The sequence below is a fragment of the Parabacteroides sp. AF14-59 genome, from assembly GCF_003479515.1.
GTDB lineage: Bacteria > Bacteroidota > Bacteroidia > Bacteroidales > Tannerellaceae > Parabacteroides > Parabacteroides faecis.
In genome coordinates, this window is sequence record NZ_QUHH01000008.1 from 214,662 (window position 1) to 234,338 (window position 19,677).

21 protein-coding genes are annotated in these 19,677 nt (G+C 41.3%); 10 read left to right on the forward strand and 11 right to left on the reverse strand.

The window, feature by feature from the left end:
* The first annotated feature begins 70 nt into the window (after positions 1-70).
* The 3 genes from DWW23_RS11420 (at position 71) to DWW23_RS11430 (ending at position 4,023) form a co-directional block, all read left to right on the forward strand.
* Positions 71-2,140, forward strand: a complete 2,070-nt coding sequence (locus DWW23_RS11420) for an RNA degradosome polyphosphate kinase (protein WP_122353399.1) — start codon at positions 71-73, stop codon at positions 2,138-2,140.
* Positions 2,141-2,150: 10 nt separating this feature from the next.
* A complete protein-coding gene (locus DWW23_RS11425) occupies positions 2,151-2,831 on the forward strand; it encodes a hypothetical protein (protein WP_122353400.1) in 681 nt (226 codons plus the stop codon).
* A gap of 196 nt (positions 2,832-3,027) precedes the next feature.
* Complete coding sequence (locus DWW23_RS11430; protein ID WP_122353401.1) at positions 3,028-4,023, forward strand: DUF4837 family protein; 996 nt, start codon at positions 3,028-3,030, stop codon at positions 4,021-4,023.
* Positions 4,024-4,170: 147 nt separating this feature from the next.
* Here DWW23_RS11430 and DWW23_RS11435 read toward each other — a convergent pair whose 3' ends face one another.
* From DWW23_RS11435 to DWW23_RS11455, 5 genes are all read right to left on the reverse strand, one after another.
* Entirely contained in the window at positions 4,171-5,574 is a 1,404-nt protein-coding gene (locus DWW23_RS11435; protein WP_122353402.1) for an rRNA cytosine-C5-methyltransferase, read from the reverse strand.
* A gap of 87 nt (positions 5,575-5,661) precedes the next feature.
* Positions 5,662-6,072, reverse strand: a complete 411-nt coding sequence (locus DWW23_RS11440) for a hypothetical protein (protein WP_122353403.1) — start codon at positions 6,070-6,072, stop codon at positions 5,662-5,664.
* The gene (locus tag DWW23_RS11445) at positions 6,059-6,448 is read right to left on the reverse strand and encodes a GntR family transcriptional regulator (RefSeq protein WP_122353404.1); all 390 of its coding nucleotides are present in this window, start codon (positions 6,446-6,448) and stop codon (positions 6,059-6,061) included. The genes DWW23_RS11440 and DWW23_RS11445 overlap by 14 nt, the downstream gene beginning before the upstream one ends.
* A complete protein-coding gene (locus DWW23_RS11450; RefSeq protein ID WP_122353405.1) occupies positions 6,445-7,152 on the reverse strand; it encodes a hypothetical protein in 708 nt (235 codons plus the stop codon). The genes DWW23_RS11445 and DWW23_RS11450 overlap by 4 nt, the downstream gene beginning before the upstream one ends.
* A 13-nt stretch (positions 7,153-7,165) precedes the next feature.
* Positions 7,166-7,993 (reverse strand): ATP-binding cassette domain-containing protein, encoded by an 828-nt coding sequence (locus DWW23_RS11455; RefSeq protein WP_122353406.1) that lies wholly within the window; start codon positions 7,991-7,993, stop codon positions 7,166-7,168.
* Between the two features lie 192 nt (positions 7,994-8,185).
* Here DWW23_RS11455 and DWW23_RS11460 point away from each other — a divergent pair, with 192 nt between their 5' ends.
* A complete protein-coding gene (locus tag DWW23_RS11460; protein ID WP_122353407.1) occupies positions 8,186-8,890 on the forward strand; it encodes an SAM-dependent methyltransferase in 705 nt (234 codons plus the stop codon).
* Positions 8,891-8,896: 6 nt separating this feature from the next.
* Positions 8,897-9,472 carry an acyltransferase gene (locus DWW23_RS11465; RefSeq protein ID WP_122353408.1) on the forward strand — a complete coding sequence of 192 codons (576 nt, stop codon included), beginning with the start codon at positions 8,897-8,899 and terminating at the stop codon, positions 9,470-9,472.
* 164 nt (positions 9,473-9,636) lie between these two features.
* Here the strand turns inward: DWW23_RS11465 and DWW23_RS11470 are convergent, their stop codons facing one another.
* The 3 genes from DWW23_RS11470 to DWW23_RS11480 all read right to left on the reverse strand — a co-directional run bounded on the left by DWW23_RS11470 (position 9,637) and on the right by DWW23_RS11480 (position 11,199).
* On the reverse strand, positions 9,637-9,903 hold the full coding sequence (locus DWW23_RS11470) for a DUF6722 family protein (RefSeq protein ID WP_229800992.1): 267 nt from the start codon (positions 9,901-9,903) through the stop codon (positions 9,637-9,639).
* Between the two features lie 81 nt (positions 9,904-9,984).
* Positions 9,985-10,824, reverse strand: coding sequence for a carboxylating nicotinate-nucleotide diphosphorylase (nadC, locus tag DWW23_RS11475; protein WP_122353409.1), 840 nt, complete (start codon positions 10,822-10,824; stop codon positions 9,985-9,987).
* Between the two features lie 3 nt (positions 10,825-10,827).
* Entirely contained in the window at positions 10,828-11,199 is a 372-nt protein-coding gene (locus DWW23_RS11480; protein WP_122353410.1) for a DUF4783 domain-containing protein, read from the reverse strand.
* Between the two features lie 89 nt (positions 11,200-11,288).
* Here DWW23_RS11480 and rlmH point away from each other — a divergent pair, with 89 nt between their 5' ends.
* The 3 genes from rlmH to DWW23_RS11495 all read left to right on the forward strand — a co-directional run bounded on the left by rlmH (position 11,289) and on the right by DWW23_RS11495 (position 13,534).
* Positions 11,289-11,762: a 23S rRNA (pseudouridine(1915)-N(3))-methyltransferase RlmH gene (gene rlmH, locus DWW23_RS11485; protein WP_122353411.1), complete on the forward strand. Its 474-nt coding sequence runs from the start codon at positions 11,289-11,291 to the stop codon at positions 11,760-11,762.
* 182 nt (positions 11,763-11,944) lie between these two features.
* The gene (locus DWW23_RS11490) at positions 11,945-12,967 is read left to right on the forward strand and encodes a hypothetical protein (RefSeq protein WP_147382605.1); all 1,023 of its coding nucleotides are present in this window, start codon (positions 11,945-11,947) and stop codon (positions 12,965-12,967) included.
* Between the two features lie 21 nt (positions 12,968-12,988).
* Positions 12,989-13,534: a hypothetical protein gene (locus DWW23_RS11495; RefSeq protein ID WP_147382606.1), complete on the forward strand. Its 546-nt coding sequence runs from the start codon at positions 12,989-12,991 to the stop codon at positions 13,532-13,534.
* Between the two features lie 121 nt (positions 13,535-13,655).
* Here the strand turns inward: DWW23_RS11495 and aroC are convergent, their stop codons facing one another.
* Positions 13,656-14,726 carry a chorismate synthase gene (aroC, locus tag DWW23_RS11500; RefSeq protein WP_122353414.1) on the reverse strand — a complete coding sequence of 357 codons (1,071 nt, stop codon included), beginning with the start codon at positions 14,724-14,726 and terminating at the stop codon, positions 13,656-13,658.
* Between the two features lie 108 nt (positions 14,727-14,834).
* Positions 14,835-15,419, reverse strand: coding sequence for a peptidylprolyl isomerase (locus DWW23_RS11505; protein WP_122353415.1), 585 nt, complete (start codon positions 15,417-15,419; stop codon positions 14,835-14,837).
* A gap of 321 nt (positions 15,420-15,740) precedes the next feature.
* Between DWW23_RS11505 and DWW23_RS11510 the strand changes: the two genes are divergently transcribed.
* Positions 15,741-17,489, forward strand: a complete 1,749-nt coding sequence (locus DWW23_RS11510; protein WP_233564317.1) for an LTA synthase family protein — start codon at positions 15,741-15,743, stop codon at positions 17,487-17,489.
* Between the two features lie 163 nt (positions 17,490-17,652).
* On the opposite strand, the gene DWW23_RS11515 is transcribed toward DWW23_RS11510, so the two are convergent.
* Entirely contained in the window at positions 17,653-18,828 is a 1,176-nt protein-coding gene (locus tag DWW23_RS11515; protein WP_122353417.1) for a MalY/PatB family protein, read from the reverse strand.
* A 123-nt stretch (positions 18,829-18,951) separates the two neighbouring features.
* On the opposite strand from DWW23_RS11515, the gene DWW23_RS11520 reads away from it, so the two are divergent.
* The gene (locus tag DWW23_RS11520; RefSeq protein ID WP_122353418.1) at positions 18,952-19,509 is read left to right on the forward strand and encodes an RNA polymerase sigma-70 factor; all 558 of its coding nucleotides are present in this window, start codon (positions 18,952-18,954) and stop codon (positions 19,507-19,509) included.
* The last annotated feature ends 168 nt before the right edge of the window (positions 19,510-19,677 follow it).

Sequence of the window (19,677 nt, forward strand, 5' to 3'; positions counted from 1 at the left end):
TTTTGTATAAGTATCTATTTCTTTTATTCTGCAAAAGTCTCTATATTTACGCAGCTAAGAATAGAATACGATGGAGAATTCATATAAATACTTTAAGCGCGACATTAGTTGGCTCTCTTTCAACTACCGGGTTTTACTGGAAGCGGAAGACGATGCGCTGCCTATCTATGAGCGGATTAAATTCTTGTCTATCTATTCTTCCAACCTGGAAGAATTTTACGAAATACGTGTGGCGGAGCATCGTGGGGTGATCATGAAAAAGAATTTCACCGAAGAAAGCGGTGCCGAGGCCGAAGAAGTGTTGACCGAGATAACAGATGAAGTGAACCGCCAGCAACGGGAGTATTACCGTATCTTTTCGGAAAAGATACTGCCGGAGCTGAATCGTCAGAATATTTATCTTTATCAGGGAAGCGAACCCGAACCTTTCCATGAAGAGTTCGTGCATAACTTCTTTAATGAAGAGGTCTTTCCGTTCCTGTCGCCCGTCATGATACAGGCAGGGGATATCCGTACATTTATTCGCGACCGCCGTTTATACCTGGTGATCCGTATGATAAAGAAGAGCAAGCGGAAGTCGGAAGGCGACCAGGCGCCTGAGTACCATTATGCCCTGATGAAGATCCCTTATGCCAAAGTACCCCGTTTCATCGAGTTGCCCCAGCATGAAGGGAAGTTTTACATCATGTTCATCGACGATATTATCCGGGCGAATCTGGCGAATGTATTTCCGGGTTATGAGATAGACAGTTGTTATAGTATCAAGATATCCCGCGATGCCGATATTTATCTGGAGGATGAGAAAGGAAATATCGTGGAAAGTATCCGTAAGAAGGTAAAGAAACGGAAGATCGGGGCGCTGAGTCGTTTTATGTACGACCGGGCGATGCCGGAAGATTTCCTTTCTTTTATATGCGATGCTTTCGGTATTACACGCGACGACCTGGTGGTTGGCGGGCGTTACCTGAATTTGCAGGACCTTGCCAAATTGCCCAATCCGAAAGGGAAAGAGTTGGAACAGAAGGTCCCGGCACCTATGCGTGTGCCTTATCTGGATGAGAAAGGTTCTGTATTTCGGGCGGTGAAGAAAAAAGATATTTTGTTGCATTTCCCTTACCAGTCGTTCGATTACCTGATCCGCTTTCTGATGGAGGCGGCTTTCGATCCGAAAGTGGATGAAATAAAAATCACCCAATACCGGGTGGCGGAAAACTCGGCGGTCATCAATACGTTGGTAAGTGCTGCACAGAATGGGAAAAAAGTGACGGTCTTTGTAGAACTGAAAGCCCGTTTTGACGAAGAAAATAATATGAGTACGGCCGAGCGGATGGAGAAGGCGGGGATACGTATTATATATAGTATTCCCGGATTGAAGGTGCATGCAAAAGTAGCTGTTATCATCCGGAAAGATTCAGAGGATGGGAACAAACGGCGTGACTTTGCTTACCTCAGTACCGGAAACTTCAATGAGAAAACGGCACGTGTCTATTCCGATATGGCTTTACTCACCTGCAATGACGAGATCATTACGGATATAAACAAGGTGTTTGCCGTGTTGGAAGGTAAAATGTCGGAGCCTACTTTCCGTCATTTGCTGGTGGCGCGTTTCAATATGGTTCCTGAACTGATCCGTATGATCCATCGGGAGATCGAACATGTGAAACAGGGACGTAAAGGACGGATCGTGTTGAAGATGAACGGTCTGCACGACCAGAATATGATCAATGAGTTGTATCGTGCCAGCGAGAATGGGGTGGAGATCGATCTGATCGTGAGAGGTATCTGTTGCCTGGTTCCCGGCCAGCCTTATAGTGCAAATATCCGGGTAACACGCATTGTCGATATGTTCCTGGAGCATTCCCGTATCTGGTATTTCTATAATGACGGCAAGGAAGATGTCTATCTGACATCGGCAGACTGGATGCGTCGTAATCTGAACCGGCGTATAGAAACGGCTTTCCCGATACTGGTCCCGGAGATCAAACAGGAAGTAGTCGATATACTGAAGATACAGATGCGCGATAATGTAAAGGCTTGTCTGATCGACGAACAGTTGCATAATAACTTCAAACATAACGATGAGCCGGTGAAAGTCCGTTCGCAGTTGGCTATCTATGAATATCTGAAAAATAAATCGTGAATGAACTGATATGGATAATCCTTCTTCCCTGACCTTTTTCTTGTTTTGTTTCTGCTGGGTGGCGCTGATAGCCGGTGCCGTATTGGGCTATATTATCGGTGTCCGTATGGCACGCAGCAAAGAACGTCACCGGCTTGTCAAGGAAAAGATCAGGAAGAATAAGGTGGCTATTTATCATTATCAGAAAGAAAAATACGATTATATCGGGCAGATAAACCGCCTGGAAGAAGATCTGCGTAATCTGGCGGAAGAATCGGAGCTTTATAAAGAACGCATCGCCGATCTGGATTATTACCAGCGGAAAGTTCGGGAAAGCGAACAGATCATCGAACGTCTTTCGGCCGCATCGGAAGAGACGATCGAGTTGTCGGCAGATGCTTTTTCTTTATTGATCCAGCTCAAACAGGATCCTGTCCGTACCAATCTGACCAAGCCGGAGTGGAGAGAGTTGCTTCATACCACCGATCTTCTTTTCAATAATTTCCTGACGGAACTGAAACAGAAATCGGGTATAACCCGCCATGAAGAAGAAATTTGCTGCCTGATCAAATGGAACTTTCCCCGTAAAGATCAAATGGCTGTCTTTAATAATACCACCGATGCCCTGACCAAGTCGAAGAGCCGTCTGAAGAAACGGTTACAGCTGGATGATAAGACGGATTTGGACCAGTTTATCCGACTGTATCGATAAATTTTGATCCGTAATCCATTCTAATTGTCCTGCAAAGTGTATCCCCTATAGAATATATGTGTTTGTATTTTGTTGATATATAGCGTTTTGCTGCTTTGCTTATTTGTCCGGTACTCTTTCTCCCTCTCTTTCTTTTTCCCTCTTACCTTTGCTGCCATAAACAATTAACTCTGAAATGGAATAAAGAATAATGCTTATGAGAACACAATGTCTATTTACCGTTTACCTGTTGGGATTACTGACTTTAATGAGTTGTAATAGCTCCATCGTAGAGAAACGCGCAACCGGTCTGCCTTATGAAATTCTGGTCGTTATGACCAGGGAGGTGGGAGAAAGTGAAGTTGGCGAGTTGATAAAAGAGCAGTTAAATGCTTCGGTAGCAGGACTTCCTCAACCGGAACCTTCCATGCGGGTTACTTTTGTTCCCAAGGAAACATTCAATGGTCTGTTGAGATATGTCCGTAATATTCTTATTATCGATATTGATCCGGCTAAATATACGATGGTGGCGTTGAACGGTTATAAGGATGAGTGGGCAAAGAACCAGGAAGTGATAAAACTCAATGCTCCGTCCGTCCATGAACTGGTGACTTATCTGACATTGCATGATTCTGATATAGTCAATCATTTTTGCAGTATAGAAAAGAGACGGCGTATCGCTATTTTAAAGGAGCATTACAGTAAACTAGCTATGGATAAAGCGCAGGAAAAATTCAATATCCATATCAATGCTCCGGAAGATATGACTTATTATAAAGATACCACCGATTTCCTGTGGGTATCGAATAATGCTAATACCGGGCGTGTTGATTTGCTGGTGTATTCTTTTCCGTATACAGATGAAAATACGTTTACAGAGGATTATCTGGTAGCTAAGCGCGATTCTGTTTTGAAGCGAAATCTACCCGGTGCTTTCCCCGATTCATATGTGGCAACCGAAACACGTGCCGACCTGACTTATGAACCTATCATGCTGCATGAAAAATATTGCGGTGTTTTACGTGGTCTGTGGAAGATGGTAGGCGATAAGATGGGTGGTCCGTTTGTCAGCCATGCCTTTCTGGATACGAATAAACAACGTGTGATTGTTACCGAAGGACTTGTCTATGCTCCGGAAACAACCAAACGGAATTATATACGCAAGATAGAGGCGGCACTTCATACGGCGCGTCTGGATACGATATCGAGATAGTTGTTAGAGTTCGTTCAGGTGGTACTCTTCCACTAACGTTAGTGACACATCCCCACTAACGTTAGTGTCACACCTTCACCAACGTTAGTGTTGCATCCTCACCAACGTTAGTGTCATACCCTCATTAGTACTATTGAGGCAAAGGCATTACCTTTTCTGCTGGTAGTCAATTAGCAATAATACCTGTTCGGGTATATATCCGGTACGAATACGCCATTCCTGCGGATAAAGGTTATTGGCACGGTTTCCGAGATGTTTGACAAAACCTAAAGGAAATCCCTGGTAGCAGACCAGCACGTACCCTTTTTCTATTTCGGTGGGGAGAAGCAATGCTTCTTTTTTCAGGTATTTGATGGCATCATCCCAGCTTACTTCGGCACAGGTGAAAGCATCTTTGTTCAGTGCCGTACTTAACGCCAGCGAATGGGCCGGTAAAATATCTTTGCCTTTTATCTCTCCGATGCGGATTCCGGCAGATACGATTCGCAACTGGGTGGATAGCAGTTGCCAAGTGTCATAGTGGATGGCCGGTATGGCTTGTATTGTATCATTGAATATTTCCATCTGGAAGCTGTCAGGCTCCTGTATCCATTTATTTACAATAGGGGGAATGACGGGAGTGGCTTTCCCTTTATCCTTCTTGTTTTTACTTTTAGGACGGATTATTTCATCGACTTCGCCGGGGGCTTTACGCAGGGCGGCAAGGAAGAAACCTTCTCCTTTTGTTTTATGAGGGAAGAAACGGTAGACCGGGTGTGCATGGCGTAACGGTCCGGTGATCTGCCACTCATCTTTGGTGGGAATGGACAGGGCTTCGGCTCCCAGTTCCTCTATTATATAATGTATATTATCTTCGTCTTCTTCCGTATTGTAAGTACAGGTACTGTAAATAAGCAGTCCGCCGGGTTTGAGTGCATTCCATATATCGTGGATGATACGGCGCTGGCGGGCGGCACAAAGGTTTACGTTTGCCACACTCCATTCGCCCGTGCTGTCGGTGTCCTTGCGGAACATTCCTTCGCCGGAACAGGGAACGTCGGTAACGATCACATCGAATAAATGTGTCAGGCGGCCGATCTCTTCCGGGTCGTTGTTGGTGACGATGCTGTTCGGATTACCCCATTTGGTCATATTTTCAGCCAGGATATTGCTACGTGTACGGATTACCTCGTTGCTGAGCAACAGGCTTCCTTCGGGTAAAAGGCTTATCAGGTGAGTGGACTTCCCTCCCGGGGCGGCACAAAGATCCAGGCACTTGACTGGTCCGTCCACAAAAGTGCGAATGGCTTGTTCCAAAAACATCGACGAAGCTTCCTGTACATAATAAGCTCCTGCATGAAACTGTGGATCGAAGGTGAACGAAAGCCGTTCAGGCAGGTAATAGCCGGTTTCGCTCCAGGCGACCGGCGATGTTTCGGGCGCCTTTGTCCCTTTACGCTGATTTATACGGATACTAACGGGTACGTCCGCTTGTAATGCGGCTTCCAGTTTATCATATTCTTCACCTAATAAAGCACGGGTACGTGCGATAAATTCGATAGGAAGTGCCATCTTTTTCTGTATTGTATGTGGCAAAAATAGAATAAAAAACTGGGATTGGAAAATATACAATGGCAGGATAGATGGCAGACGTTTCCTTTATTGCTCCTTTTTAGTCCATATTTGCTGTCCGTTCAGATAGACACTTTCCAGGCATTCGAGATGGAATTTCAGTTTTAACCCGTTCTCATGGCTTTTCGCGTCGAGAGCTTTTCCGATTCGAAGTGTATCGCGGCTTGTCGATATCTCCGGCAGATATTGTTTGTCGCCTTTATAGTATAAATAACACGGATTATCCTGATCGGCATATGGAATCTTTGCTGATGTACCGGTACTTATTTCTACGTTATCGGCAGTCAGTTTAGGATTTTCGATCCAGACGACCGGATATATGCCGGGGATGCGAGTATACGACTTCTTGTTGGCACAAGTGTAAAATAACCACATGAATAATGGTCCGAGAAATAGTACGGCAAGTAATAAAGTGAATAACAGATTACTTCTTTTCATAATTGTCAGAATTTAAAATGGAGGAATAAAGATGATATGCTTCGGTCAGTTCGCTGAGGTTTACTCCCAGCAAATGCATTTCTTTGAAGACCGACGGAAGTACTTCGTCAACGAATTGATTATGTCGCATCTTTCGGATTTTCTTTTCTGCATCCGAAGCAATGAAATAGCCGATACCTCTTTTATTGTAGATGATATCGTTTGCTTGCAGGCGTTCGAAAGACCGCATGACGGTGTTGGGATTCACTTCCATTTCGACAGCCAGTTCGCGGACGGAGGGTATACGGGCATCTGCCTGATATTCTCCGCTTAACACTCGGTCGCAAACCCGGTCGGCTATCTGGATAAATATGGATTGATTAGTATTGAAATTCATCTGATTTGCTTTTCTTTTAGTTTGAGATAGCTGATATATAGCACTACAAGAGTAGCTGCATAGAGGATGATTCCATAATTTTGAGCCAGAAAGTTGTAAAGGTAATATAAAGGAGTCGTTTCGATCATGTAGACGTCTCCCTGTGGCTCTCTGATAGCGCGTAAGATTGGTCTGGCCAAAACACCGAAAACAAATATCAGAAACACATAACTTCCTACTACTACAGGGTTTGCATATTTTCGAAATGTAATGTTCGATAAAAAGATGGTTGAGGCTATGAAGAGATAGACAGGGATTTTCTCTTGTATATTATTTACTTCCATAGCCGGGAGATCGGGAATGAATATGGATATAGAAAGATGGTATAATAAGTGGAAAACAAGCAGCAGTAATATAGTTTCAATCAATAATACGATATATTTTTCAACAGTACTGGCTGGTATGGTGAGATATTGTCCTTTGACTTGATGTACTTTTTGATTGACGAACCGGCAGAAGAAAACAAAATAGATAAATAACCCGATCTTATAGAAAAAAAAGATCCTGTGATTGGCATCATTGTGAAATAGGTACTTTGCAATAACTATATAGGCAATAGCAATTGCTATATAGGATAGCATGGAAAGAAAATACTGTCGGAATAATTCGGTCTTATCTGCTAAAAGCAGCAGTTTAATCCGTTGTAAGCTAAAATTGGTATGCATGGTAGTAATAGTTTTATTGATTAATTATTCTTTTTATTTCTTCAGGTTGCAGAATAGCTGCATTGAACAATTGTTCCAATGATACATTACTCTCTTCTTCCTGATGATTTTCTCTTACGCCTAATAGTCCGAATGGAGTTTGGCTTTTGTAGAGTACCTGTTCTTCCGGTTTAACGATTCCAAAGAACAACTTCTGCCCGATTTCTTCCAGTGAATTATTGAGTAATATTTCTTTATCATTAATAATGATTACCGAGTCGATTAGACTCTCCAGATCACGTACCTGATGAGTAGAAATAATGATTGTCTGTGTTTCGTCCGTAAATGCGGCAAGTAGCTTTCGGAATACTTCTTTACTGGGGATATCCAGTCCGTTGGTCGGTTCATCCATCAGAAGAAGTGGTGTATGAACCGATAGTGCCAGTGTGATAGCGATCTTTTTCCGTTGTCCTTGCGACATCTTATTCAGTCGGGTAGAGAAATCAACCTCGAAAGATTCAAAACAAGCCTTCATAATATCATCTCTGAAAGTAGGGTAGAAAGGAGCATACATATGGATGTATTGCATTCCAGTAACTTCCGGTACAGTGATTTCTTCTGGCAACAGGAATAGTTGTTGTAGCTGGTTAACACTTCGTTGCGATATATCTTCGCCGAATATCCGACAGGTCCCTTTATTAAGGAACAGTTGACCGCTTAAAACGTTCAGCAAAGTTGTTTTTCCTTCGCCATTCTTCCCTAGCAGACCATAGATTCTTCCCGGTTGAATATCCTGATTGATATTCTCCAAGACTGGTTTGTTACGTTTGTAACTGATGCTTGCTTCTTTTAATGTGATCATATCGTAGTGTATTAGTTTTGTAGTACACTGCAAATGTATAACAATTTATAAGACTAACAATAGATTGTTCTGTTTTTTATCAGGAAAAGTGATTATTCTTTCTAGTAACGAGTATGGATATCTGGTTATCAATAATTGATTTTATGTCTGTTCTTGCTATAAAAATACTAACTTTGCGAAAAATATAACAGTATGCAAGCATCGCTTTTCCTTATACCGGTTACATTGGGGGATACCGAACATCGCCGGGTCCTCCCTGAATATAATCGTGAAATTATCCTGCAGATAAAACATTTCATCGTAGAAAATATACGTACCGCACGTCGTTTCCTGAAAAAGACGGAACCTTCTATCGTAATAGACGATCTGACTTTTTATGAATTGAATAAGCATACTTCTCCGGAAGATGTTACCGGTTATCTGGCTCCGTTGGCAAAAGGCGAGCATGTAGGTGTGATATCTGAGGCTGGTTGTCCGGCTGTTGCCGATCCGGGAGCGGATGTAGTGGCGATTGCACAACGGAAGAGTTACCTGGTTGTTCCGTTGGTAGGACCGTCTTCTATCCTGATGTCGGTGATGGCTTCCGGTTTCAACGGACAGAGTTTTGCCTTTCATGGTTATCTGCCCATCGATGCTTCAGAACGGACAAATACAATTAAAAAGCTGGAAGGGCGTATTTATTCGGAAAACCAGACACAGCTTTTTATCGAGACACCTTATCGTAATAATAAGCTGGCGGAGGAACTGATCCGTACCTGTCGCCCCTCTACTAAGTTATGCATAGCTTCGGATATTACGTGTGAAGATGAATATATCCATACTCGTCCGGTGAAAGATTGGGCAGGGAAAGTTCCTGATCTGAGTAAGAAACCGACCATCTTTTTAATTTATAAATAATCAGTTATGGCAACTTTTCAGGCACATGAAACAGCAGTGATCGATCCCGGCTGTACGATCGGGGATGATACCCGTATCTGGCATTTCTCTCACATTATGTCGGGTTGTACGATCGGTGAACGGTGTAATATCGGGCAGAATGTTGTTATTTCGCCGGAAGTCGTCCTGGGCAATAACGTAAAGGTGCAGAACAATGTATCTGTTTATACGGGGGTGACTTGTGAGGATGATGTATTTCTGGGACCTAGCTGCGTCTTTACGAATGTTATCAATCCGCGAAGTGCCGTTAACCGGAAAGATCAATATATGAAAACGCATGTAGGTAAAGGAGCTACTATCGGAGCGAATGCAACGATTGTTTGCGGACATACTATCGGAGCGTACGCTTTGATTGGTGCCGGTGCGGTAGTTACTAAAGAAATTCCACCTTATGCCTTAGTCGTTGGTAATCCTTCCAAACAAATAGGTTGGGTGAGTGAATATGGGCATCGGCTCTATTTTGATGGGGATGGATTGGCCGTTTGTCCGGAAAGCGGGGAAAAGTATTTACTAAAGGATGACGAAGTAGTTCGTATCGGATAAAAATAGAAAAGGCGGATAATTCCGCCTTTTAATATATCTTACTTTGTTAATGTAAGTTGTTATTTTTCATGCCACCATCTTTGACCACTTGGAGTCATAAGCCAAATAAAAAAAGCTATACCTATGGCACTCATTGTAATACATAAATAGACAAATCCCATAATTTACTCCTTTCCTTTTAAAAATAAAGCAAAACTAAAAGCAGTCAAAATAATAACAGCTATAAATCCTGATACAAAAATAATCATTTTATCAATATTAAAATTTAATATGTTCGTTAAAATGATACCGCCGAATATCAACTTGGTGAGATCGTTGATGTATTTGCTGGCTTCCAGATAGATGGCCTTCCGTGTTTTTCTACTTACTTTCGGAAGTAACTTAAATGAATCAGGCGTTTTACGCCGATGAATCGTAGTAATATTTTTCATAGCTTATTCGTTTTGTTAATGATGTTGGCAAATGTATAAAAAGAAAGGCGGATAATCAACTATCCGCCTTATAAATATCTCTTAGCAAGCCTTCAAACTCATATCGAGACTCTTGACCGAATGGGTCAGTGCCCCGACTGAAATAAAGTCTACACCACATTCTGCATAGTCGCGCAGTGTATCGAATGTGATACCGCCTGATGATTCGGTTTCGAAGCGTCCGCCGATCATTTCGACAGCTTTCTTTGTATCTTCGATATTGAAGTTATCCAGCATGATGCGGTCGATACCTCCCACGTTCATGGCTTGTTGCAACTCGTCGAAGTTACGTACTTCAATTTCAATTTTCAGGTTCTTGCCTTTTTCTTTCAGGTAGTTCTGTGCACGGGTAATGGCCTGTTCGATGCCACCGGCAAAGTCCACATGATTGTCTTTCAGCAGGATCATATCGAATAGTCCGATACGGTGATTTACACCGCCGCCGATCTTAACGGCATCTTTCTCCATCATACGCATACCTGGAGTCGTCTTACGGGTATCCAATACGCGGGTTTTAGTGCCTTCCAGCGCTTTTACGTATTTGCGGGTAGTCGTTGCGATACCGCTCATGCGCTGCATAACGTTCAGCATCAGGCGTTCTGTTTGCAACAGAGACTGTACTTTTCCTTCTACTGTAAAGGCGATGTCACCTTTTTTTACTTCGGCACCATCATTGATAAAGATTGTCATTTTCAGTTCCGGGTCGAAGTCGTGGAAGATACGCTTAGCCATTTCTACGCCGGCCAGTACACCATCTTCTTTAATGATAAGCTGGCTTTTTCCCGTAGCAGTATCGGGAATGCAGCATAAAGTCGTATGATCACCGTCGCCTATATCTTCGGCAAACGCTAATTTAATTAAGTCATCAATTAATTGATCCATTTGTTATTCTATTCTGATTGATTGTATAATCGCTTTGTCGCCGTCGGCACGGTAAGTAATGTTTACACGATATTCGCCCGAAGCGGTCGGAAGTTTGCCGACAAAGAATCCGGCATCTTTTTTATCTGCATGGTGTACCACCGAGAATCCGGTCGGTTTGTTGTTCCCGAAGAAAGTAGACAGCATTTTGACGGCTTCGCTTCCGCTGCACTTTTTAGATGAACCGGGGAGAGCCATATCTACTTCCTGATCCATTGCTCCGGTCAGTGTAGAGGCATTTCCACCTTTGAAGGCATTCGATATAGGGGTAATATCGGTTGCCATGACGCTCAAAAATGAGAATACCAATGCCAATGTAAGTAATAATCGTTTCATAAGCTATCTCCTCTTTTTGTGAGTATTATCGCACAAAGGTATGTATTTTTCCTGTAAATTAGCGCCTTCAACACTTAAAATGTAAATAAATGAAAATTGCGCTGGTCGTAATAGGTAAGACCGATGCCGGTTATTTTGTAGAGGCAATCAATGAGTATAAGAATCGTTTGGTTCATTATATCCCTTTTGAACTGGAAGTTATTCCTGATATAAAGAACGTAAAAAATATGTCTGAGACCCAACAGAAGGAGAAAGAGGGAGAGTTGATATTGAAAACATTACAGTCCGGGGATTATCTGGTTTTGTTGGATGAGAAAGGGAAGGAATTTACTTCCATGCAATTTTCTACTTATATAGAAAAGAAAATGCATACGGTGCCGAAGCGGTTGGTGTTCGTTGTGGGAGGACCTTATGGCTTCAGTGAGACTGTTTATAAGGCCGCTTCGGAAAAAATTTCATTGAGTAAGATGACTTTCTCGCATCAAATGATCCGCCTGATCTTTATCGAACAGATTTATCGGGCGATGACTATTCTGAATAATGAACCTTATCATCATGAATGATGTAAAGTATTTATATGTTGTTTCTGAAAAGGATTGTGGATTAAAGTATGAATTATTGTTTATATATGGAGAAATGTTGTATATTTGAGTTTGTGCCGTTGAAAATCAGTGGAAGAGGCTTTTTATTTAAAACATAAGTATTCTTTGTCCGTTTTGTTTAACCTTTTAATTTGAAATTATCTATGAAACAACGATTGTCTTTTTTTATTATTTTCTGGTTTCTCCTTATTGGATTTTCATGTGAATATGAAAATCAAGAAGAAAATGATGTTAGGCAGGATGTGATTGATTTATCTTTAATATCTGCCTTCAGAGATATTGATGGTGGGGAACTCCCGGAAGTTACGGTTACCGCTCATTGGCCAGTTATTGAAGAGCCTAGACCAGATATAGATCCTAATGAACCACCTACAGGTGATGCTATACCGTGGTGGGAACCTCCAGTAGGAGGAGGTGGTGGCGGTTCTTCAGTAGGAGAAGGTGGTGGGAATCCTTCTTCTAGCAGTGTGAAATTATCAACAAATTTAATAAAAAGATTTCCAAGAGGTTCAAATTTGAGTCAGGCAGACTTGAAAAAGTTGAATGAGGAGTATAAAAAGTTGCTATTAGATTGTGTTTACAATTCAATAGATAATTATATTTCTTCACATTGGAAAAAATCAGGTAGAATCAAAATGTTTGGTGCACAACAAGGGTTGGCTTCAATAGATTCTAACGGTAATTTAAATTTTTATGGTAATGATCAAATAACAGCTACTAATTTGGCACATGAGTGGATTCATGCTTATCAAATGGCTTTTAATCCTGCATGCTCAGGACTAAGTGAAGAATATGCAGGAATGATGGAGTTTGAATTGGCTGTTCTTCAAGATTTGATATGTTATGCAAAAAGTGGATATACTTCATTGTCTCGAAATGAAAATTATTTCCCTAATGACTATTGTTGGATAAATAGTTTAACGATGATGAGCCCTAGTGTTAGGAGTAAATTTTATGAAGCGTATCAAAATTGGATTGAATCTGTATGTTTTAATAAACAGTTACCTGTGAAATTTGATCAAACAATGTATTTTTTTTGGGCAACTATTTTTGGAGCATATCATAGCGGATATAAAGATCGAGGTTATAATTTCCAAAATAAAAATTATGGAACAAGTTCTATCGAGAGCATCTTAAAAATGGCGAATCAAAATTGTTTTAAATAATAATAAAATAATATAATGGTTATGAAAAAAATAGTAATAATAGTCTTGTCTTTTATTTGTGTGCAAATAGGATATGCACAATCTCTAACAGAAAGCATCGACAGTCTTATTTTAAAGCCATTTGCTGTGGCTGAAAGAATACAAATAAAGGGACAACATAATATTTACACTGTAGAAAAAATAGGCTCTTCATCTTCATTATTTGTATGGAATATAAATTCTGTTTACGTAGATGTGGTTCCAGGTTATCCAGATGGATTTATGGATAAAATCATATTGGTGAATAAAGATAAACTGAATAATTATTTTAGAGTTCATTTTTTTCCAAATATGAAAAATAAACCTTTAGATAAAAGAATTTGTCTTAGAATATATATATTATCGGATATGAAAGGTAAAATAGAAGAGGTTTATTTTTCTTATGACGAGGATACGAATATATCAATTGTAGATGTGGAGAGTCTGGAGAATGAGATAAAAAATAAATTTCGTTTGAGTTATAGGTCAATAGATTCATCACCTATTCAAGCGAATTATTTGGATTATGTATATGAAATCTGTGAATAAAAGGTCTAATAAATAATAGAGATGACTCATTAATTGGAGACTGTCAATAATATTGTGTCTAATAATACCCGAAGCTAATAAGCTTTATATAAAGATTTTCTAGCTATCGGGTATTATGTTCTTACTCTCTGGTTTTTTGGAGCAGCAAATAATCCAGAATAGTCATGGCTGCCATCGATTCGACAATCGGTACGGCACGCGGAAGAACGCATGGGTCATGGCGTCCGCGGGCTTTCAGGACGGTTTCCTCTCCATCCATATTGACAGTTTCCTGTTCCATCAGTATCGTTGCGACCGATTTGAAAGCAACACGGAAATAAATATCCTGTCCGTTGGAGATTCCTCCCTGGATACCTCCCGAATGATTGGTGTGGGTATTGATATGGCCGTTATCATTGAAGAAACGGTCATTACGTTCGGAACCGCGATATAATGCGGCTTCGAAGCCGTCGCCATACTCAAAACCTTTGACGGCGTTGATCGTCAGCATCGCATGTCCGAGTGCCGCATGTAACTTATGGAAGACCGGTTCTCCGAGTCCGACAGGCGTCCCTTTTATTACACAGGTGATCACTCCGCCGATCGTGTCCCCTTTTGATTTGACTTCTGCGATAAGCTTTTCCATTTCGGCAGCTTTATCCGGGTCCGGACATCTTACATCACTTTCTTCTGTCAGGTTCAGATCGTAATTTTTATATGATCCTTCCAGTTTGATAGGACCGACCTGCGAAGTATAAGCCTGAATATGAATTCCTTTTTGACGTAAAGCTAGTTTGGCAATAGCTCCGGCAACACACCGGGCGATAGTTTCACGAGCAGATGAACGGCCGCCGCCACGAGGATCGCGAATGCCATATTTTGTCTGATAAGTATAATCGGCATGCGAAGGACGGTAGACCGTCTTCATATTATCATAATCGGATGAATGCTGGTTTTTGTTCCAGATGATAAAACCGATCGGTGTACCGGTTGTTTTTCCTTCATAGATCCCTGAAAGAAATTGAACTTCGTCATCCTCTTTACGTGGCGTTGTAATCCTTGACTGACCCGGTTTACGACGATTTAATTCTTGCTGTATGAAAGCTGTGTCCAATTCGATACCAGCCGGGCATCCGTCTATAACACCTCCGATTCCCGGGCCATGTGATTCTCCGAAGGAAGTTAGCCTATATATGTTTCCGAATGTATTCATATCTTATAAATGAAATAGGGAATTAAGAATAATATGGCTTAAAAACAGAATGAGGAATGCAGAATCTCTTTCATTCTTCATTCCTCATTCTGCTTTTTTATTTTATAATTAGTGGCAGCTGCCGCATCCGCAACCACCTTCGTGATCGTGATCGTGATCTCCGCAATCGCTTCCGCAGTCGTCGCATCCGCAACCACATCCACCGGCGGGAGCTGATAATGCTGCGATTTCTTCAGCTGTCGGTTCGTGAACATCGATCACTTCACCGCTGAAGTGTAAAGTTTCGCCAGCCAACGGATGGTTGAAGTCCATCACAACAACATCGTCTTTTACTTCCAGAACAGAACCGTTCAGACGGTTACCGTTTGAATCCATCATAGGAACGGTGTTACCTTCTTTGATAACCTCTGAGTCGAATTTTCCTTCTACTTCAAAGATGTTTTTCGGCAGATCCAATACATGATCTTCCACATATTCTCCGTATGCGTCAGCCGGAGCGATAGAGAAGTCGAACTTGTTGCCTACTTCCAGGCCTTTCAAAGCATCTTCGAAAGCCGGGAGCATAGCACCTGTTCCGAAAATGAATTTCAAAGGAGTTTCAGGCACTGCTCTTTCCATCAACTCACGCTCTTCACCTTCTCCTACGTTCAGGTCGTATGTAACCGCAACGAACTTATTTGCTGTAATTTTCATTTTTAAATGTATTTGTAATAAATAAAACGAGGACAAATTTACGTATAATTTCCGACTTATCAGGTTATTCTTTTAAAAATAAAGATATGTAATGTTTTCAGGCAGAATATAGTTATCTTTGTCGGCTGAATAAATAAAAGATTTTGTACTTATTCTATTGTTACAGTATTTGTCGATAGGTTAATAAAGTCGTGTTTGCTAATGTGGTTTTCTAAAGGGATAAATTTTTTCTTTCCGAACGGAACGGAGAGCAGAAAATTGATAGGTCTGTTTTTTGTTTTTTTGTTTTTGAAATTTATGTGGTTTAATTTGCTTTGGTGCATGTTATCCACATTTACGCCATTCTCAAAGGTTGAAACTTATCTGGATACTATTCTGGTTTCCTTGTTCTTATTATTGCCTCTGGTTTGTTTTCGTGCCGTAAAGACAACATGGGTTATATTTTTCATACTCGATGGTTTGTTTATTTCAAACCTGATGTATTTTCGTACCTATTTTACAGCAATACCATTGGATAGCTATCTTTTGGTCGGTAATTTATCTGATTTTGCCAGTAGTGTATTGGACTCCTGGAGAATGGTGGATTTGTTTTTCCCTTTATCTACAGTTGCAGCAGGAGTTTTGTGGTGGCGTAATTTCTATCGGAAGCCGGAGAATAAAACGGTTGAACAACCTAAGAGGGGGCGGACTTTTGTTCGTTATATTGCTTTGGTCTGTTTGATCGCTTTGGTTCCTGCCATTCGTCTCTGGAGTCAGAACGGGTTCAAGGTTGCTTATGAAAGATTGCAGGATGCTTATTTGCACACCTGTAATATACCGATGTACACGATATTCGGTTCTCTTTATTATGATTATACCTGTGACCATATAGTCTATACGGAGGAGATAAAAGACCGCATCGATTCCTGGCTAGCCAGGAAAACGGATTGTAAATCCGTTTTCCCTCAAGTATATAGTAAAGATAACTGTATTATTATCCTGGCCGAATCGTTGGAAAGCTGGGTCTTGGAGAAAACGGTCGAAGGGCAGGAGATCACTCCGAATCTGAATAAAATACTAAGGGATTCCTCGGTTATTTATGCACCTCATGTTTTATCGCAGGTAAAGGGAGGGCGTTCTATCGATGCCCAGTTGTTAATGGGCACAGGGCTTTTACCTATTCAATCAGGCCCTTACAGTATTAAATTTCCGGAGTCATATTATCCTTCTGTCGTTAAGGCATTTAAAGGGAAACATAAGAATGCCAAAGCATACAGCCTGACTATCGATAAACCGATGGTGTGGAATCAATGTATAATAGCTCCGGTTTTAGGTTTTGACAGTCTGGTTTCGAAAACCTGTTTCATACAAGAAGAACCGGTCGGTTCACGTAAGCAGGTTGGCGACCGTGCTTTTCTGCGCCAGTGCCTGGAGAAAATGAAGAATAATGAAGTTTGGGATGATTCCGGAAATACATTTTTACAATGCATTACTTATTCCGGGCACAATCCTTTTATTTTACCGGATTCTTTGAAGAGAGTTTCTTTTTCGCCGGACATTCCCGAGGTTCTGAATAATTATATGACCATGGCCAATTATACGGACCGGGCAATCGGGGAATTTATATCCAGGATTAAAGCGGATAAGCGTTTTGATAATACATTGGTCATGATCATGGGTGACCATGAGGCTTTGGGTACTGTGAGAAAAGAATTATGCAATGATCCGGTGGGAAAGAATATCGTATCGGATAAAGCATTTGTTCCGCTTATAATTTTGAATGCACCCTTTAATATGTATTATGGCAAAGTAATGGGGCAGGTAGATGTGTATCCGACATTGCTTGATCTATTGGGGCTGAATGATTATTGGTGGAAAGGATTGGGAGAAAGTATCTTTAATCCGCAGAAGCCTGATTTTGACGTGGATCCTCAGTTGAATATCGTGGGAGATACTGCCGGTGTTCCGGAAGAGACGATCCGTATGCTTAAAAAATCCTGGGAGATTTCAGACTTGATCATCCGCTATGATTATCTGGGGCATAAGCTGAATGTAAAAGAAGAACCGGCAAAAGTAGTAGGCATGAAATAATAAAAATGAGATTGTCAAAAACACTATTACCGAACGCAGAATACGCAGACGCTCGCAGACTTTTTATTTTCTTTAAAACAATATATTATCTGCGTTTATTGCGCTCTGTCTGCGTCATCTGCGTTCTTTAATATTGAGTTTTGACACATTCTCAATAGTTACTTTATTTCTTGTCGATCGCTTTCTTAAGAGCATTCAGCGCTTTGTCCAGCACGGAACGCGGACAACCCACATTCAGACGCATATAACCTTCACCGCCCGGGCCGAACATACTTCCGTCGTTTAACAGAATACCCGCTTTATCCAGGAATAGATGGACAAGGTCTTCCTGGCTCAGTTTCAGGTCGCGGCAATCCAGCCAGACAAGAAATGAAGCTTGCGGAGGATATACTTTTATCTTCGGTAGTTTGGTTTTGAAGAATTCATCCACGAAACGGACGTTCTCCATCACATACATCCGCATTTGCTGTAGCCATTCGGCACCATAAGTATAAGCCGCTTCGGTTGCCGTATAAGCAAAGATTGTTCCGTCACCTAATTCTCCGGCTTCCAGAAACTCATAAAATTCCTTCCTGATCTTTTCATTGGGAACAATAGAGTAAGACGTTACGATTCCTGCGATATTGAAAGTCTTGCTTGGAGCCATAAAGGTAATACTGCAATTAGCTGCAGTATCCGAAACAGTGGCAAAAGGATGATGTGTGAATTGCGGATAAGCCATTTCTGCATGTATCTCGTCCGAAATGACCAATATGTTATGTTTGGCACAAATATCCGCCAGTTTAACCAATGTGTCTTTTTTCCAAACGATACCGCCCGGATTGTGAGGGTTGCAGAGGATCAGAATTTTACATTGTTCATCGATCACTGATTCCAGTTGTTCGAAATCCATTTCATAAACGCCGTTCACCAGTTTGAGCGGATTATTGACCACCTCGCGTTTCATACTTTCCGGTACGATGCGGAAAGGGTGATATACAGGAGGTTGGATGATCACTTTATCGCCGGGTTTGGTAAAGCATTGGATAACAAAACCGATCCCTTTAACGATCCCCGGAATATAACTAAGCCATTCCCGTTTGATCTTCCATTTTTGTTTATAGTCTACCCATTCGATAATACTGTTATAGTAAGAATCTGAGCCGAAGGTGTAACCGAATATCTCATGTTCGCAACGTTTCCTGATTGCGTTGACAATGAAGTCCGGGGTACGAAAATCCATATCGGCAACCCAGAGAGGAGTAAGATCCCCGTTGCCGTACCGCTCTTTTAGCGCATCGTATTTGACGCAATTGGTGCCGCGGCGTTCAATTACTTCATCAAAGTTGTATTGCTTCATTTTTATATTAGTTCAGTCAGTTTTTAGTTTTCAGGTCGATTGATCGGGTCAAAGATACAAATTATTTTATCTGATTCTTTTTATTTTGATTTTTCTGATATTTTTCGCTACTTCGCATTAGTTATGGAATTACCCGAGGAGAGACATATTTTAGAGGAGATCGCTGCAGGAGACGTAAAAGCTTTCGAACGGCTTTTTATTTGTCACCAACCTCGGTTGGTGAACTTCCTTGTCGGCCTGACGCACGACAAGGAAATCAGTCGTGACATCGCTCAGGATTTGTTTCTTTCGTTATGGAAAGACCGTGAAAAATTGAAGGAAGTACATTCCTTTTCCTCTTATCTTTTCCAGATGGCTCGTTTTACTGTGTACGATTATTTCGACCGTCTTGCCGTTTCAGAGAAGTATACGAATGAATTTTTGTTGGAAGCTTCCATCTCGCAATCGGATGAGGAAGCCATATTTGCACGCGAACTGCAAAACCTTATCAACCGGACTGTCGAACAAATGTCTCCGCAACGAAAGCTGATTTATAAGATGAGCCGTGAGCAGGGTCTGTCAAATGATGAGATCGCCACCCGTTTGGGTATCAGTAAACGTACAGTCGAAAACCATTTGACTGCCGCCCTGTCCATTCTTCGCAAGGTTCTTTATCTTTTTTTGCTTACTTGTTTGGGCTGAGCACTGCCGCTCCCCAAAAGTGTTTCATTATAATGAAACAAGTGTTCCACCCTGTAGAAACAACTGTTTCATTACTATGAAACACATTCAACGATAGCACCCGTTCGTTCCGGAATGTAGTTTAACGATTTTAGTTGACTACTTTCTGCCTAATCAATAAAAAGGGTT

Excerpts from the sequence above, each read along its gene's own strand:
- DWW23_RS11420 (WP_122353399.1), top strand. The coding sequence starts at position 71 with ATGGAGAATTCATATAAATACTTTAAGCGCGACATTAGTTGGCTCTCT.
- DWW23_RS11425 (WP_122353400.1), top strand. The coding sequence starts at position 2,151 with ATGGATAATCCTTCTTCCCTGACCTTTTTCTTGTTTTGTTTCTGCTGG.
- DWW23_RS11430 (WP_122353401.1), top strand. The coding sequence starts at position 3,028 with ATGAGAACACAATGTCTATTTACCGTTTACCTGTTGGGATTACTGACT.
- DWW23_RS11435 (WP_122353402.1), bottom strand. The coding sequence starts at position 5,574 with ATGGCACTTCCTATCGAATTTATCGCACGTACCCGTGCTTTATTAGGT.
- DWW23_RS11440 (WP_122353403.1), bottom strand. The coding sequence starts at position 6,072 with ATGAAAAGAAGTAATCTGTTATTCACTTTATTACTTGCCGTACTATTT.
- DWW23_RS11445 (WP_122353404.1), bottom strand. The coding sequence starts at position 6,448 with ATGAATTTCAATACTAATCAATCCATATTTATCCAGATAGCCGACCGG.
- DWW23_RS11450 (WP_122353405.1), bottom strand. The coding sequence starts at position 7,152 with ATGCATACCAATTTTAGCTTACAACGGATTAAACTGCTGCTTTTAGCA.
- DWW23_RS11455 (WP_122353406.1), bottom strand. The coding sequence starts at position 7,993 with ATGATCACATTAAAAGAAGCAAGCATCAGTTACAAACGTAACAAACCA.
- DWW23_RS11460 (WP_122353407.1), top strand. The coding sequence starts at position 8,186 with ATGCAAGCATCGCTTTTCCTTATACCGGTTACATTGGGGGATACCGAA.
- DWW23_RS11465 (WP_122353408.1), top strand. The coding sequence starts at position 8,897 with ATGGCAACTTTTCAGGCACATGAAACAGCAGTGATCGATCCCGGCTGT.
- DWW23_RS11470 (WP_229800992.1), bottom strand. The coding sequence starts at position 9,903 with ATGAAAAATATTACTACGATTCATCGGCGTAAAACGCCTGATTCATTT.
- nadC (WP_122353409.1), bottom strand. The coding sequence starts at position 10,824 with ATGGATCAATTAATTGATGACTTAATTAAATTAGCGTTTGCCGAAGAT.
- DWW23_RS11480 (WP_122353410.1), bottom strand. The coding sequence starts at position 11,199 with ATGAAACGATTATTACTTACATTGGCATTGGTATTCTCATTTTTGAGC.
- rlmH (WP_122353411.1), top strand. The coding sequence starts at position 11,289 with ATGAAAATTGCGCTGGTCGTAATAGGTAAGACCGATGCCGGTTATTTT.
- DWW23_RS11490 (WP_147382605.1), top strand. The coding sequence starts at position 11,945 with ATGAAACAACGATTGTCTTTTTTTATTATTTTCTGGTTTCTCCTTATT.
- DWW23_RS11495 (WP_147382606.1), top strand. The coding sequence starts at position 12,989 with ATGAAAAAAATAGTAATAATAGTCTTGTCTTTTATTTGTGTGCAAATA.
- aroC (WP_122353414.1), bottom strand. The coding sequence starts at position 14,726 with ATGAATACATTCGGAAACATATATAGGCTAACTTCCTTCGGAGAATCA.
- DWW23_RS11505 (WP_122353415.1), bottom strand. The coding sequence starts at position 15,419 with ATGAAAATTACAGCAAATAAGTTCGTTGCGGTTACATACGACCTGAAC.
- DWW23_RS11510 (WP_233564317.1), top strand. The coding sequence starts at position 15,741 with ATGTTATCCACATTTACGCCATTCTCAAAGGTTGAAACTTATCTGGAT.
- DWW23_RS11515 (WP_122353417.1), bottom strand. The coding sequence starts at position 18,828 with ATGAAGCAATACAACTTTGATGAAGTAATTGAACGCCGCGGCACCAAT.
- DWW23_RS11520 (WP_122353418.1), top strand. The coding sequence starts at position 18,952 with ATGGAATTACCCGAGGAGAGACATATTTTAGAGGAGATCGCTGCAGGA.